Origin of the sequence: Micromonospora sp. U56, from assembly GCF_018070095.1 — a bacterium.
Lineage (GTDB): Bacteria > Actinomycetota > Actinomycetes > Mycobacteriales > Micromonosporaceae > Micromonospora > Micromonospora purpureochromogenes.
This window is the reverse complement of record NZ_JAGPYL010000088.1, coordinates 12,959-27,383: the sequence shown is the minus strand read 5'-3', so window position 1 is coordinate 27,383 and position 14,425 is coordinate 12,959. Positions and strand designations below refer to the sequence as shown.

Genomic DNA, 14,425 nt, shown 5'->3' with positions numbered 1-14,425 from the left:
CCGCGGTCGACCTGGACCTGCTCTTGAGGGCGATCGCGCCCGCCGCCGGCCAGCGGCAGGCGATAGCCACGCCCCCCATCGCCGTACCCGACGAGGCGCCCGCAGCCGGCGCCGTGCCCGTTGACGATGGTGGGCCCGCCGTCGTGCCGACGGCGGTCCAGCCCACCGCCCCGACCACGGGTGCGGACGAGCCGGCTACGAGTAACCCTGAAGGCGCTGATGCGGTTGACGTCGTGGTGCCCAAGCAGGCGTCACCGGCGACCAAGGCAAGCAGAGCGAAGAAGGCCACCCGGGCGTCGGGCGCCGGCGCGACCCGCAGCCAAGCGGGCAAGCCGAAGACCGCTACGGGGGCCAAGGCCACGACTACAGCGACGAAGGCCACGAAGCGGACCGCCAAAGGCGGATCCTCCGGAGGCGAGGGACGGGTGTACCGGCGCTCACCGGCCGATCTCGAAGCGGTCTACCAGCAGGCCGGGAGTGTGACTGCCGTCGCCGACCACTACAACGTGCCCCGGCACACTGCCCAGGGGTGGATCCGCACGCTGCGTCGCCGGCAAGCCGGACCGGTTCCCGAGTAAGGAACCTGGGCGCCGGGTCAGAACGGGCAACAGGGGTGTCGCTTCAAGGCGCGGGATAGAACCTGACGGCCGTCGACGTGCTGCGAGATCCACCCGTAACGCTCCGTGACCGGGCCGTTAGGTGAGGCGACCGCTCGCCCATGCCGCCGTAGCATGGCGAAGTGAGGCGATCTGGGTTGCCGTCCGAGCACGGTGGCCGGTGGGACGGCCTGGTCATTGAGGCCGAACGGCCGTGGCGCCCGGGGCTACGTGTCGAGGTCGCTGGTGGTCGCCGGTTCTTGATTCGCCGAGCTGACCGGGTCGTCTTGCTGGGGCTGCAAAGGGTCGGTGCCCTAGGTGTCTTCTACGCTCGTACGGGCCTGTATCGGTCGCCACTCCCACCTATTAGTACTCCAGCCGGGGATCGTGATCACGGCTCGATGAGGGCTTGTCGGGCGTAGTGGCTGGTTATGGCTCTGGCTTGGTGGCGGCGTCGGCGGATGGACCAGAGCAGTGGGTCGCAGCGTCGGCGGGCGGGTTCGATGATCAGAACGTGGAACAGGTGGCGTAGCTCGTTGACGGTCAGCGGGATCAGCCCGACCGGCTTGTAGCGGTTGCGGTGGTCGGCGGTCGCGGCGGCGAGGAACGCGTGGGCGAGGATCGCCAGAGTGGTCCAGCGGTGCCAGGAGGCCCAGCGGCGGTGTTGGTGCTGGTCCAGGCCGAGGCCGGTCTTCGCGGCCTGGAACGATTCCTCGATCTTCCAGCGCCGGCCGGCGACCGCGACGAGAGTGCCGAGCGCGACGACGTCGCGTGACCAGCAGCGATAGAAGGCCAGCTCACCGGTGCGGCGGCTGCGGCGGATCAGCAGCCAGTGGTGGCCGCCCTGGCCGTCGGTGGCGTGGGGCAGGGCGATGAAGGACCAGTCGTAGTAGCGGTGGCCTTTCGCGCCCCGGCCGACGGACATTCGCTGCCAGGCGGTGGCGGGAAGCTCGGCGGCGAGGGTGTCGACGCGGTGGACGCCGAGGCCGGTGATCACCTGATGTGAGCAGGCCACGGCCAGGACGTAGCCCAGTCGCAGCTGACGCAGCCGGGCGGCCAGGCGGGGATCGTTGCCGTAGGCCTCGTCGCCGGCCGCCCACCGGCACGGCAGCCCCGCGGTGACCGCGGCCTCGATCATGCGGGTTGCAAGCTGCGGTTTGGTCGCGAAGCGCACCTGTTCAGGGACACCGGCCTCGGCGCGGCGATCGGGATCGTCGCACCAGGATTTCGGCAGGTAGAGAGCAGTGTCGAGCATCGCGTGAGCAGCCTGGGTGGCATAGACCAGGTGCACGGCGAGCTGGCAGTTCTCGATCTTCCCGGCCGTGCCCGAATACTGCCGCTGCACACCGACGGTGTGCCGGCCCTTCTTCAGATCACCCGTCTCGTCGATGACCAGCACGGCCTCGACATCACCGAGATGCTCACCGACGAACTCGCGGACATCGGCACGAACCTCGGCGTCGTCCCACATCACCCGGGTCAGCAAGTCCTGCATCCCGTCCGGGCCAGCGTCCCCGGCGTGCTCGGCGATGGTCCAGCAGTTCTTCCGCGGTAGCGGCGCCAACAGCCCACGAACGAAGTCACGCACCCGGCGACGCGGCTCGGGCCTGCGGAAACGCTGCCCCACCGTCAACATCAGGTCGTCGAACAACACCCGCCACCGCTGGGCGTCTACCCTGTATCCGGCAGCCACCGCTGCGTCATGGTCAGTCCACACAGCCGTCCATGATCGACGGTGGCTGCCCTCGTTCCCACACCACATCGAACCGCAGCTCAGCCAAGGTCAACATCCCCGGCTGGAGTATTAGCGCTGCTCTCGCACGTCGGATCCGCGAAACGAGCGCAGACGACGACGCCTGGGCCGGGCGGTGGACCTACCAGTTCACGGAATGGCTTCAGGCCGCCGTCGACGGCCCACTCCATAGCGGCTGCTGGATCCTTGCTCCCGGGATGCCGAGCTGGGGTGTCGCGGCCCATTGGCAGCGCCTACACGCCGTCGACCCTGATCGTGGCCACATCACCTGGTTCGGCTACGGGGACCCGGACGAGGACCAGCGTGACGTGCTGCCGTTGAGGAGACTGTCTCCGGCAAGCGCCGGCCGGGTGCGCTCCTACCGTCGGCAGCTCCAGGAGGGCATCCTGCCCCCGGCGCTGCTGTGGTGGGTGAGCGGGCTGAACACCCTGCTGGTGCTCGACGGCCATGACCGGATCGCCGCAGCCTTGGCTGAGCAGGCAGTGCCGGAGGTCGTGGTGCTTGCGCCCGCCGTCGATCCCGAACTCGCCTCGGCCTGGCAGCGCCGGTCGATCCAGGACTATGTCGGCAGGGTCAAGCATCTGCAAGGCGGTCCGGGCAACTCCTTCGCGTCGGCGCATGTCGCTTCCGCGTCCCGCCACTTCGCCACCACGCTCGGCGACATTGTCCGCACCGAAGGCCGAACCCGAGCATGGCCACTGCCCGGCGGACCGGCAGCGTGGAATCGGCAGGCGACGAAACTGGCACCGGGCTGGACAAGTCGACTGTCACAGGCAGACAGAGGAACTCGGTGAACCTCAACGCGGAACTCGCCGGGATCTGTGATCGCCGGGATCCGCCGAGTCCCACCTGATGCTTGGCGTGTAAAGCATCAGCCGGGATACGACAGTGTCGCCGGGATCGAGTCGCCGAATTCGTCTCTTTGAGGATCAAGGCGGCCCGCAAAGCGGGCCGCGCCCGCCCGGCCCCGGCCGGCTGGCGACCACCGGCCGGCATCGGCCGGGCCGGCCGGCCACGCTTGCGGACGACAAGACCTTGAAGACCTGTTGAGTCGGCCTGGGGCGCGGTGTCGGTGTTGCCACTGGTCCGTTTTCCCAGGCCGCTCGCCGAACCCGGCGTGCGACTTTCACCGCACCGGGCTCTCCTCGGACTCTGCGGCGCGCCCCGGCCTACCCCGACCCGCCGCGGGCCGAACAGGTCTGCCGTCGGGCAGGTTCGACGGCCGAAATCGGCCGCCGCCCAACGGTGAAGCGCCTATGGCGCCCCTCGCATCCAAGGGCGAGCGCTACCCTTCCACCGCTCGCTTGAGCGCCACGACATGAGCCGCGGTCTACCGTCGTGACACCCATGAACAAAGCCGGAGAGGCCATCACGATGAGCAAGCCCATCGATTACGACGCGCCGCGCCGACCCGCCGTTGAGGTTGAAGACGACAGGCTGGAGGAACTCAAGGCGCGCGGCGCGGCGTCGCAGTCAGCAAAAGTCGACCTCGACGAGGCCGAGGCTGCCGAGAACTTCGAGTTGCCCGGTGCGGACCTGTCCGGCGAGGAGCTGACCGTGGCGGTCGTGCCGATGCAGCCGGACGAGTTTCGATGCGCGCGCTGCTTCCTGGTGCACCACCGCGGTCAGCTCGCCGCGCAGCCCGACGGCCGGGACGTATGCCAGGAGTGCTCCTGACGTCCACTGTCAGGGCACCATTTCCCGCCACTCGGGACGACCGCCCAGCCATCGGCCGGAGAGGATCAACGAACCATAATGATCTTGGGAAGAGGGTCGGTGTGATCGGAAAACCCACGAATTGTGGACGAGAGATGGGAGACCTGACCGGGCCGGCGCAGGACGCATCCGCGGAGCACCGCCTTCGCGACGCTGCGTATGCCTGTTCTGAGCGGATGACCGGCGAGCGCATCCACGGACCGATCGAAGCGATTCAACCGCGCGCCGACGGCGACCACATTCGACCGCCTCGGCGGACGTACCTCCCAGCCATCCAGTCAGACCCCAAGCAGGTCATGTCATGAGCTGTTCGACTCTCATCGCCGACGCCGAGACGGGCGGCGCCTACACCGTGCGCAGTTGCACCGGGCGACCACCCCGACCGGGGGCACGATGGGTGCGGCGGTCGCGGGTCGCGGCAGCACCCTCGACGGGGACACGTTGATCGGGATGGCCGGCGCGACAATGTATGCGGGCAAGGCCGAGCGGCGGTCCACCGCCACCGCCCCATCTGCTGGTCCAGTCGTGGAGACGTGCTGATCCACCTGCACAGGACGTCGGTACCTGCGACGCGTCGAACCGACACGCGTGGTAGCCCTTACCGACTGGGCTCCGTGGCGTCGTGATGCCTAACGAGCGGGCGATGGGCGCGACCGTCGGCTTCCGGGTCGGCGTCACCCTCGACACGGAACGGGGTGCGCAGGCGGGTCATCCCAGCCGAACTTACGTCAACGCCAGGTGTGTGGTCGAAAGGCGCATCTGCTCCCGGTGCTTCACGGAACAAATTCGAGTCATGCGCGGTTACATCAGTCAAGAACTGCTCCAAGTTTGCGCGCCAACGCGCGACCCACCCGATCGCAAGATACAAGCCGGGTGCGGAAAATGAGCGGGGCGGATCCGGCCGCTCGCCGGGGGCGTTGGATTTCGCTCGGCCCGTCGAACCCTAACCCAAAAAAGCCATCGTGTACGGCCTGGGCCGGGGCGCGGGTAGATTGATCAACCAGTCCGCCGGTTCCGACCACGGCCTGCATCTGATGTCGACCACCACGCGCCGCGACCAATCGGTCAGCGCCGTGCAGGGCGACCCCTTCCACGTTCGGAGACTCCCATGGCGGCACGCCGCCCCAGCAAGACACCCCTTGTCACACCCACCTCCTTCGCCGACCTCGGCGTGCCCGGCCGCCTGGTCGCCGCGCTCGAGCAGGCGGGCATCAGCACGCCATTCCCGATCCAGGCCGCGACGCTCCCGGATTCACTCGCCGGACGCGACGTGCTGGGTCGTGGCAGGACGGGATCGGGCAAGACATACGCCTTCGCTCTCCCGGTCCTCGCCCGGCTCTCGGCCGCCACGTCTCCGCGGCTGCCCGGCCGCCCGCGCTCGCTCATCCTGGCGCCCACTCGCGAGTTGGCGACCCAGATCGAAGCGACGATCGCACCGCTGGCCACCGCGCTGTCGCTGCGGACCCTGACGATCTTCGGTGGGGTAAGCGCGCGGCCACAGGTCGGTGCACTGCGTGCCGGGGTCGATATCCTCATCGCCTGTCCCGGCCGGCTCGCCGACCACGTTTCGACCGGCCACGCAATCCTCGACGCCGTCGAGGTCACGGTGCTCGACGAGGCGGACCACATGGCCGACCTGGGCTTCCTGCCGGTCGTACGGCGACTCCTCGACAAGACACCGCCCCGCTCCCAGCGGCTGCTGTTCTCGGCGACGCTCGACGCGGGCGTCGACGTCCTCGTGCGGCGGTACCTCTCCAACCCAATCACCCACAGCGTCGACTCGGCGATGTCCCCGGTCGCCGCGATGACCCACCACGTGCTCCGGGTGCGTCACGATGACCGGCTCCCCGTCCTGATCGACCTGACGGCCGCCCCGGGGCGCACGCTCGTATTCACCCGCACCAAGCGGGGCGCCAAGAAGCTGACCAGTCAACTGGTCGCCTCGGGCGTGCCCGCCGTCGAGCTGCACGGCAACCTGGCGCAAAACGCCCGCACCCGCAATCTGGCGGCGTTCTCCGCCGGCGACGCCCGCACACTTGTCGCGACCGACATCGCGGCGCGCGGTATCCACGTCGACGATGTAGCTCTCGTGATCCACGCCGACCCGCCCGCCGAGCACAAGGCATACCTGCACCGCTCGGGGCGGACCGCGCGTGCCGGAGCGAGCGGCACCGTCGTCACCCTGATGACCGACGACCAGGTCACCGACGTGCGCGACCTCACCCGCCAGGCCGGCATCAACCCGACGATCACCCGGCTCGGGCCCGGTGACTCGCTGCTCACCGAACTCGCCCCGGGCGAGCGCCACTTCGTGACGCCTCCCGGAGCGACGACGGCGCCGCATCACCGACGAGGCCACAGCGCCACGCGGCGCCCGGATCCGCGCACAGCGACGGGCGGATCGACCGCCAGCGCAGCGCGCGGGACAGGCTCGGAAAGTCGTCGGGCGAGTGCCGCGGAAACCACGTCCGCGCCACGGGGCGCCGCGGCGTTCTCTTCCGGCACACGGGTTGGTAGCCGGCGCGGTCAGCGCTGACAACGAAGACACCGCCCGGGCGGCGCGCCGTGCTAGCCTCACCGGGTTGCAGCCTTCGGTTTGTCGCATACTTTGCCAGCGCCTGGTGGGTACCTAACCCGCCAGGCGCTCTTTGTTCTGCCGGTTCTTCCGGACCAGCAGCGGCGACAACCGAGGGCCCGTACATGGCTCCATCAGCTACTCAAAGGAGAAGACATGGCATTCGGCACAGTCAAGTGGTTCAACGCGGACAAGGGCTTCGGCTTCATCGCGCAGGATGGTGGCGGCCCTGACGTCTTCGCCCACTTCTCCGCCATCTCATCGAACGGGTTCCGCAGTCTGGACGAGAACCAGCGGGTCGAGTTCGACGTCGAGCAGGGCCAGAAGGGCCTTCAGGCCGCCAACATCCGTCTGGTCTGACGTTGACTCCGCCAAGCCGTGGCGACGAGGCCTCGCCCGTCGCCACGGCGGTGGCCGAGACCACGGACCGACGAATGCCGATCCGTTCCGACACCGCCGTCCTGCCCGGCCTCGAACCGCTGGTGCTGCACGCGCTGTCAGCCCCCGAGTGCGCGGCCGGGACCGCCAGCATCGACCGGCTCCGGCTGGGGCCCTGGTGCCAGAGGTGCGACTGGTCATAGCCGAGGACGCGATCGTTTTCTGTGCCCGGCTCGAAGCCGAGGCGGGGCACGTCCTCCCGCCGCCGTTCTGGGCGTCGGCCTGGCCCGGCGGGCAGAGTCACGCGCGTTACATCCTCGATCACCCGGACACCGTGGCCGGTCGCCATGTCCTCGACGTCGCAACCGGCTCCCGACTGGTCGCTATCGCCGCAGTGCCCAACGCAAAGCCGATTTATGGTGCCTGGGTGCCGGCCGGGTTGGGCTCGGGGATGCGGAGCCTTTCCAGCGCTTGGCGCGCGAGTTCTCCGACAGCGGGAAGGTGCGATGTGCAGGCCCGGAGGGTGCGCTGGATCTGGTGAGGTAGGCGGTGCTCCTCTGCGATGGTGATGGCAGCCTGGAACGCCGCTTCGGCCTGGGATGCGTCGGCGCGGGCCAGGAGCACCTCGCCGGTGGTGACGTGGAGAATCGCCTGCCATTGCGGAGGTATCGCGGTGGCGGACATACGGTGGCGATCGAGCAGGTCGGTGGCCAGGTCGGGTCGACGTGTGTGGACCAGCCCGCGCAAGTGCACTTCATGGAGGGCGTGCAGGCTGGTGAGTCCTGTGCCGGGTCTCGCGTCGACCAGTCGCCACGCGATGGTGATGGCGTGGTCGAACAGGGCGGGGTCGCCGAGTTCGCCGGCGGCTCGGGCGAGCTGTGCCAAGGCCGCACCTCGGTCGGGATCAGGCGCCAGTTCCACTGAGCGGCGGAGTCGGGCAACGGCGGCGGTGTGCCGTTCGACCTTGCGTAGCTCGTTGCCGTGTACCCGGAGGGTGAAGGCGAGCAGGTCCTGGTCGTTGAGGTGTTCGGCCAGCCGTAGCGCCCGGCCGGTCCATCGGGCGGCACTGACCAGTCGCTCCTCGGGCAGGACGTAGCCGAGTGAGACGCCGAGTTCGGCGCGGGCGCGGGCGAGCAGGAGCGCCACGTCTCGCCCGACGTGCCCGTCGGCGACCCGGCTCTCTAGGCGGGTGACCAGCGGCCAGAGTTCGTTGACGGCTTCGGCGCCATGGCCGGACTGGCGTGCGATCGCGGCGAGGCGGATGGTCGACTCGCCGAACTGGAGCATCGCGGTGAAGTCGGCGTCGTCGGGGTCGCTTACCCCGAGCGTGTGCGCAGGCAGGCCGAGGTGGCGGGCAATACGTAGCCGGGCGGCGACGTCGCCGATCTCCCGCCGTCCCGTTTCGATCATCGAAATGTAGGTGGGGTCGTAGCCGAGCAACTCCGCTAGACGCCGTTGGCTCACACCGGTCGCGGCCCGGTAGGCGCGAATGATGACCGCGAGATCGCCGCTGGCCAGCGCGGCCCGTGCGGTATCGCTGGTCCACAACCACAAGGCCGAGCCGCCACGGCGCTGGACAGGGACCGGCAGGGCGGCACCGGCGATGGCATGGCAAGCCGGGCACAGCGGCGACGCGCTCCAGCGGCCGACCGTCGCCCCGCAACCGCCACACCGCATCGTCGACCGCCTACATGACTCGGGTACTGAGCTTGGCGTACCAGGTCGCGATGGACTTCTTGTACCCGTCTGGCATGCGCAGCGCCGCGACCTCGGCCTCGGTGAACAGGCCGGCTTCCTTGTGCTCGTGGCTGACGACCGGATCGGCGTCGGTGCCGACGTGGCAGCCGTACGTGATGATCAGGACGTCGACGCCGTCGCGGATGTGATACTGCCAAGCGTCCAGCAGCGGGCCAGCGGTGACCTGCCAGCCGACCTCCTCAACGATCTCCCGGGCCACGCACTCCGCCGGCTCCTCGCCGAGATCCAGCTTCCCGCCCGGCAGCTCCCACTCGTCGCGCTCGTTGCGTAGCAACAGCACGCGGCCGTTGCGAACTACGACGCCCTTGATGGAGACAGGGAATACGTGCGGCTGGTAGCTCATCGACCGGCTCCCTCCACTGGCGCAGGACCTGAACCGTCCGGAACGTAGCACGGTCATTGCTCAACATCGGGCGCCTCGGCGTTGACAATCCGTCACTTGAACCAAGCGGTAGGTGCAGCCATGGTGAACGCCGACAACGCGATCCACCGGAGGTGACCAGATGCGCGACGTCGATGACCTGCCCCACGTCGACCTATGCGACCCGGGCAGCGCGGCTCGCATCCTGAGTGGCCTCACCACGCACGGCATCACGATCTTCCACGGCGGAGCCGAGCGCGACGATCTGCTCTGTACAGCCCGGTCATTGATCAAAATCCGCACGCACCGCGACAGCGACTCCGACGGAGTGACCACCATCGCCCAGCGGCCAGCGCCCAACGACGGAAGAACCAGCGTGGCGGGCTTCACCGACCGCGAACTCTGGCCCCACACCGAAGGATCAGCCGTATGCCGGCCACCGCGCGTCCTGATGCTGGCATGTCTTCGACCGGCGCAGACCGGTGGACGCAGTCATCTGGTCGACGGACGCGACCTCTACGACGAGATCGCCCGCACCGAACCCGCCATGCTCGCGGCGCTGTCCCAGCCCCGATCCGCGTACTTCGGCGGAGGATCCGGCCACCTTGGCGCGGTCTTCGAACAGACGACCGAGGGCAGGATAGCCGTCCGGCTGCGCCTCGACGAGCTTGCGCGCTTCGCGCCGATGCTCATGCCCTCTATCGACCGACTTCGCGCGCTTGTCCATCAGCACACCATTCCAATTGACCTACGTGAGGGCCACGGCTACATCCTGCTCAACGATCGCTGGCTCCACGGCAGAACCCGGTTCAACGGCAACCGCATGATGCTGCGCATCATCGGTGACCCGCTGCCCACCTACGCCCTGCCGAGCGGTTTCCGTCCAGCAGAGCCCCCGCAACCGGCCCCGTGGGCCACCTGACGTTCGTCAATACCACATCACTACCCCGCCCACCTCATGCGGGTGGCACAGCTGCGCCCGCCCAGCACGGGACCGAATCAACGATGCCGACACCGGCGTCCGGAAAGGCACGCCATGAACCTGACCTCGATCGCGGCCATCAGCGCGGCGCTTGTGCTCGGATTCCTCGCCGGGCTGCTCACCTTCAAGCGCTCGCTGCAATGGTGCCGCACCTGCGGAGCGTCCCTCAGCTGCCCGGAATGCACCCGGCCACTCGGCAGACAGTCGGCCAAGCAGATCGCGATGCGCGAACCGGGAAATCTACGTCCATAACCGTCGGGCGATTCCGCGCCGGTCGACGTCCCCGCGAACGGCCAGCCAAGCGCGGCCCCGAAAGCGTTGCCAGGAGCCGAAAGCAGGAAACCACCAGCAGGAGGAGCGCGACGTGACCTTCTTCCAGCAGACCCGCCGGCGGCAACCAGAGACCATGTCGGCTGAGCAGATCGTCTCCTACACCCTGACCCCGGAACGTAGACACCGGCCGGTGTGGTCACGGAGGAAAATCAAGCTAGACCGCCGCTGCGGCGGTGGGCTGCCCTGCCGGTCGAGACACCGCACACCGATCAGGCGAGGGCACCGGCCCGGTGAGGCGTCATGACCACGCACGGACCGGTTCTGCCAATCTGGACCTGCGCCGGGTGCGGTGCCCCCTGGCCCTGCCGCACACGACGCCACGAGCTGCGAGCCGAGTTCGAGCGCGCTCCCATCTCCCTCGCCCTGTACATGGGCTCCTGCATGGTTGCTGCGAGCCGGGACATGGGCTGGGCCTCCGCTGGGCTGCTCCATCGCCGATTCCTGGGGTGGCTGCGATGACCGCACCCCGCTCTCCTGGACCTGCTCCACGTGACCCAAGCAGCCCCGCCCCCCTCGCGGCCGTCGTCCGTACCGTCGGCGCCAGCCGCCACACCGCCCTCGACCACCGACTCACCCGCCTGTGACACGGGCCATTGAGATCGATTCGGTGGATACCGCTTGGGTCGAAGACTCGTACGCCATGTCCCGGCGCTGGTGGGTTGCGTACGGTCGAGGACGTGGACGTGCTGCTGCGCGGCGGACAAGGCGTCTTGGTGGGACGAGCCCGACCGGCTCGCCGACGTCGGCGCAGATCAATCGCCGTGGACACCGCCAGGCGTCGCCAAAAGTAGCTGCTGCGGCAGCGGGCGCCGCGCGTCGGGGTTCGGGCGGGCGGTCGCGGCGAATGGAGGTTGATTGTGTAGCCAGAGCAGGCAGGCGAGGTCGGCCGGCATTTTCCAGCGCTGCGGACGTGCGAGGTTGATCGTTGTGCTGCCAATGAAGGTGTCGCCCGGGTTGAACTGGAAGCTGATGGTTGGTGCCCCGGCGAGAAGGTCGTCGACGTCGGAGAGGTCAACCCGGGTGAAGCGGTGCGCTCCCACCGCGACGACCAGCGGCACTTCGTAGCGTTCCGCGATGGCCGCGTACCTGCTGACCTTCGCGTCGGCAGCTCGGGCGAGACGGCTTGCCTCAACTGGGCCAGCGACGGCGCTGGGCGAGGCGAATTGCGCCCGCAGGCCGCGGTCCGAAGCAATGGGGCCGAAACGGCCTGCCACGACGGTGAACGTGTAGCCGTGCGCCTGGATGACCGCGGTCCCGGGAGAGTCAAGCAGGCGCGCTCTCAGTTCACGCACGATCTTTTTCGCGGTACCCGCGTCGGGTGGCTCGGGTGCGACGGGCCTACGGTCGTGGAGCCGGAGTACAACCCCGACAGGAATTGTGGCGATCCGCTGCTCGAGTGCCTTCCACCCGCGGATGCGTTCGAAGGTCCTCGTCGGCGGCTGGTCGGTGTGAACCTCGAGGATGAACGCCGCCGTGCCGTCCGGATTCACCGCGGTCCAGTCTGGCGTCAATCCGTCGTGGTCACGCTCGTACACGGCTGTGTAGCCCGCTCTGCGGATGGCAGCACCGGCTGCGAGTTCGAACGTCACCGGCCAGAAGTGCCTGTCGAGCCATAGCTTGCCCGCGAGCTCGTCGGCTTGCGTCTGCGGTAGCAGCGCCAGCTGCTCCTCGTACCACTGCCGCCAGGGTTCGAAGTTGTCCTCTACCGCGATGTCGTAGGTCAGCGGGCGCCGCTCCGGCGCTCGATTGCCGTAGGTGGCGCGGTGCCTCTGCACGAAACTCTGACCGAAGCGGCGTCGATCTTCCATAACGCCCATCATCGCCGCCCCGGCAATGAATTTGGGTACCGCGAAGGCCGAGTTGGCCTTGGACGCGTCCCGGCCGAGGGAAGCTACCCGACAGATGGCTACGTGCGGGGCGGGGCGAGCGTGGAGGATGGGGTGGGCCTGACCGGGAGTCTCGCGACGACGATGCGTCGGGCTTCTTCGTCAGGGCTCCGTTGCACGTGCTCGACCCAGACGTTGGCGAAGAGATCGGGAGTGCCGGCGCTGTGGTTGGTGAGGTCGAGTACCAGGAGGATGCCGAGGGCCGCGTCTGTCTGGGTGTAGGCGCTGGCTTGGCCGACGTACCTGCGTAGGCCGTCTTTACTGGCGTCGTCCTGTTCGCGTTTACACTCCACGCTGAAGCTGGCGTGCGGGAAGTAGACGACGACGTCGGCTCGCCCACCGCCTCGGTCGAAGACCTCGGATCTGACCTGGTTGTAGAGAGGGCCCTGGTCGAGCCAGTCCTTGTAGTCTTGGTGCATCGGGCGTTCCTTCGCCGGGCGGCTGCCGGGGGTGGCGCGAAGGAACGCGGTGCGGTCGCCGCCCATTTCACCCCCGATGTCGAAGCGACTGTCGAGGTAGAGCAGCGTCTGCCGGAGGAGGATCTTGAACGGTCCCGCGATCTCTGGGATCGCCCAGTCCGGGGCGGTCGAGAGTTCGGTGAGTAGTTCCTGGAGCTTGCGTTCGACCTTGATGTTGCCGGTCGATGCTTGTGCTACTTCCTCGTTCCACAGCAGTGTTTCTAGTCGATCTTGTATCTCTGGGGGTAGGTGGCGCAGTTGTTCATGGGCGTCGGTGAGACCCATCCGGTGAAATACCGCCGTGAGGCGGGTGGGTGCTTTTCCCTGATCACCACCACCCGGGTCCGGATTGGTGCTGCCTGCGACTGACCGGTCCAGCCCGCCGTGGACGACCTGGTGAAGGCGCTGAGCAGCTTTGTTGTCCGTGAATGCTGGGTCGTGTTCGAGGGCGTGGTCGAGCAGTGTGAGTCGGTGTGTGTCGCGGACGAACGTGGCTTCGATGGTGGGCTTGACGAGGATTTCGACGGCGTGGGGTGTGCCGGGCGATTGGGTGTGCGCGATAAAGCTGCGGCCGGCCTGGTAGGCGTCGAGCAGCGCGGCGATGGCTTGACTGGGGTGGCAGTACCAGGATTCGTGTGCTGGCTGGGCTGCGGCGGTGAGCGTCTGCGCGAGTTGCAGCCAGGCGATTTCTGCCTGACCTCGTGCCCAGTTCCAGGGCGGGGAGTAGGTACGGCCGAGCCAGGCGTGGCGCTGTGTGACGGCTGCTTGGAGTCGGTTGGCGGCGTCGCGAAGCGGGGTGGTGTCGGGTTGGCGGAAGGCCATGATCGCATCAATGGCGGCGGCGTATGCCTGGGCGTCGTGGCGGTCTTCGTCGGCGGCCTCTACCGCGGCGAAGCCTTTGCGCGCGTCCATCAGGCTCGGCACGATGGTTGCCTCGTCGGACGCGTCGAGGGCGCGCCGGAGGTCAGCCATGGCGAGTTCGAACCCGGCGTCGGGTTCAGCGTCAGCGATGGACAGGAGCTGTTGTAGGAGGGTGACGAGTGTGTCGTCGCCGAAGTGTTCGTGGGCGAGGCCGACCACCCGGGGTAGCCGGGTACACAGCTCGACGGGGGCGGTGGCGATGCGGTCGGTCAGGTCGGTCAGCACTGTCAGGAGTTGGTAGGGCTTGCACACGCCGGTCGTGCTGAGGTGGAGGACGGTTTCCAGGGCGGTTGCACCGATCGATGCCTGCGCGGGGTCGACGCCGGGCGCGGCTGCGGCTTCGGCTCGGGCGAGGAGCGCCTTCTCGAGTGGCCGGCCAAGTCGCTGGGCGAGCTGCGGGTAGGTCAGCAAGCGAGCGGCCGCGCTGCTGTATGAAGAGTGCCGGTCGTGACCGGCGAAGCCTTCGATCACGGCCCCGTCGATCCGGCGCCTGGCATCGTCTCGGTCGGGTTCGGCGTCGTCGTTGCCGGCAAGATCGATCAGGTAGATGAACCATGGGCCGGCCGCGAGTTCGTTCGCCGCATCGGCGACGGCCGCCCGTCCACCCACATCGGCGGGGCTCGGCCCGGTGGTCAGGGACGCCTGGTCGGCATTCTCGGCCCAGGCCAGAAGGGCGGCGACAGCTGGCTGCGCCACCATCTGCCCACC

The 14,425-nt window shown here is 68.4% G+C and carries 11 protein-coding genes and 1 pseudogene; 7 read left to right on the top strand and 5 right to left on the bottom strand.

Annotation, left to right across the window (positions count from 1 at the left end; all coding sequences use genetic code 11):
- Positions 1-578 (top strand): annotated as a pseudogene (locus tag KBX37_RS24760) (hypothetical protein); the annotation flags it as partial.
- A gap of 409 nt (positions 579-987) precedes the next feature.
- Here KBX37_RS24760 and KBX37_RS24755 read toward each other — a convergent pair.
- Positions 988-2,232, bottom strand: coding sequence for an IS701 family transposase (locus tag KBX37_RS24755; protein WP_210778301.1), 1,245 nt, complete (start codon positions 2,230-2,232; stop codon positions 988-990).
- 89 nt (positions 2,233-2,321) lie between these two features.
- Between KBX37_RS24755 and KBX37_RS24750 the strand changes: the two genes are divergently transcribed.
- The 4 genes from KBX37_RS24750 (at position 2,322) to KBX37_RS24735 (ending at position 7,000) form a co-directional block, all read left to right on the top strand.
- Positions 2,322-3,143: a hypothetical protein gene (locus KBX37_RS24750; RefSeq protein WP_210778298.1), complete on the top strand. Its 822-nt coding sequence runs from the start codon at positions 2,322-2,324 to the stop codon at positions 3,141-3,143.
- Positions 3,144-3,723: 580 nt separating this feature from the next.
- Positions 3,724-4,026, top strand: coding sequence for a DUF4193 domain-containing protein (locus tag KBX37_RS24745; RefSeq protein WP_210778300.1), 303 nt, complete (start codon positions 3,724-3,726; stop codon positions 4,024-4,026).
- Positions 4,027-5,173: 1,147 nt separating this feature from the next.
- On the top strand, positions 5,174-6,601 hold the full coding sequence (locus KBX37_RS24740; protein ID WP_210778297.1) for a DEAD/DEAH box helicase: 1,428 nt from the start codon (positions 5,174-5,176) through the stop codon (positions 6,599-6,601).
- 195 nt (positions 6,602-6,796) lie between these two features.
- Positions 6,797-7,000, top strand: coding sequence for a cold-shock protein (locus KBX37_RS24735; RefSeq protein ID WP_210778296.1), 204 nt, complete (start codon positions 6,797-6,799; stop codon positions 6,998-7,000).
- A 432-nt stretch (positions 7,001-7,432) separates the two neighbouring features.
- On the opposite strand, the gene KBX37_RS24730 is transcribed toward KBX37_RS24735, so the two are convergent.
- Both KBX37_RS24730 and KBX37_RS24725 read right to left on the bottom strand, forming a co-directional pair.
- Positions 7,433-8,566: a helix-turn-helix domain-containing protein gene (locus KBX37_RS24730; protein ID WP_247658822.1), complete on the bottom strand. Its 1,134-nt coding sequence runs from the start codon at positions 8,564-8,566 to the stop codon at positions 7,433-7,435.
- 139 nt (positions 8,567-8,705) lie between these two features.
- Positions 8,706-9,119 carry an NUDIX domain-containing protein gene (locus KBX37_RS24725; RefSeq protein ID WP_247658821.1) on the bottom strand — a complete coding sequence of 138 codons (414 nt, stop codon included), beginning with the start codon at positions 9,117-9,119 and terminating at the stop codon, positions 8,706-8,708.
- Positions 9,120-9,279: 160 nt separating this feature from the next.
- On the opposite strand from KBX37_RS24725, the gene KBX37_RS24720 reads away from it, so the two are divergent.
- Together KBX37_RS24720 and KBX37_RS24715 are read left to right on the top strand one after the other, a co-directional pair.
- Positions 9,280-10,059, top strand: coding sequence for a TauD/TfdA family dioxygenase (locus tag KBX37_RS24720; protein WP_210778293.1), 780 nt, complete (start codon positions 9,280-9,282; stop codon positions 10,057-10,059).
- A 114-nt stretch (positions 10,060-10,173) separates the two neighbouring features.
- Positions 10,174-10,371: a hypothetical protein gene (locus tag KBX37_RS24715; protein ID WP_210778292.1), complete on the top strand. Its 198-nt coding sequence runs from the start codon at positions 10,174-10,176 to the stop codon at positions 10,369-10,371.
- Between the two features lie 833 nt (positions 10,372-11,204).
- On the opposite strand, the gene KBX37_RS24710 is transcribed toward KBX37_RS24715, so the two are convergent.
- Positions 11,205-12,260, bottom strand: a complete 1,056-nt coding sequence (locus KBX37_RS24710; protein WP_210778291.1) for a hypothetical protein — start codon at positions 12,258-12,260, stop codon at positions 11,205-11,207.
- 98 nt (positions 12,261-12,358) lie between these two features.
- Positions 12,359-14,416 carry a hypothetical protein gene (locus tag KBX37_RS24705; protein WP_210778290.1) on the bottom strand — a complete coding sequence of 686 codons (2,058 nt, stop codon included), beginning with the start codon at positions 14,414-14,416 and terminating at the stop codon, positions 12,359-12,361.
- Positions 14,417-14,425: the final 9 nt, after the last annotated feature.

What these genes read in the sequence shown, in the direction of transcription:
- KBX37_RS24740 (WP_210778297.1), top strand. Translation starts at nt 5,174, where the DNA reads ATGGCGGCACGCCGCCCCAGCAAGACACCCCTTGTCACACCCACCTCC.
- KBX37_RS24735 (WP_210778296.1), top strand. Translation starts at nt 6,797, where the DNA reads ATGGCATTCGGCACAGTCAAGTGGTTCAACGCGGACAAGGGCTTCGGC.
- KBX37_RS24745 (WP_210778300.1), top strand. Translation starts at nt 3,724, where the DNA reads ATGAGCAAGCCCATCGATTACGACGCGCCGCGCCGACCCGCCGTTGAG.
- KBX37_RS24705 (WP_210778290.1), bottom strand. Translation starts at nt 14,416, where the DNA reads ATGGTGGCGCAGCCAGCTGTCGCCGCCCTTCTGGCCTGGGCCGAGAAT.
- KBX37_RS24750 (WP_210778298.1), top strand. Translation starts at nt 2,322, where the DNA reads ATGATCGACGGTGGCTGCCCTCGTTCCCACACCACATCGAACCGCAGC.
- KBX37_RS24710 (WP_210778291.1), bottom strand. Translation starts at nt 12,260, where the DNA reads ATGGAAGATCGACGCCGCTTCGGTCAGAGTTTCGTGCAGAGGCACCGC.
- KBX37_RS24720 (WP_210778293.1), top strand. Translation starts at nt 9,280, where the DNA reads ATGCGCGACGTCGATGACCTGCCCCACGTCGACCTATGCGACCCGGGC.
- KBX37_RS24715 (WP_210778292.1), top strand. Translation starts at nt 10,174, where the DNA reads ATGAACCTGACCTCGATCGCGGCCATCAGCGCGGCGCTTGTGCTCGGA.
- KBX37_RS24725 (WP_247658821.1), bottom strand. Translation starts at nt 9,119, where the DNA reads ATGAGCTACCAGCCGCACGTATTCCCTGTCTCCATCAAGGGCGTCGTA.
- KBX37_RS24755 (WP_210778301.1), bottom strand. Translation starts at nt 2,232, where the DNA reads ATGTTGACGGTGGGGCAGCGTTTCCGCAGGCCCGAGCCGCGTCGCCGG.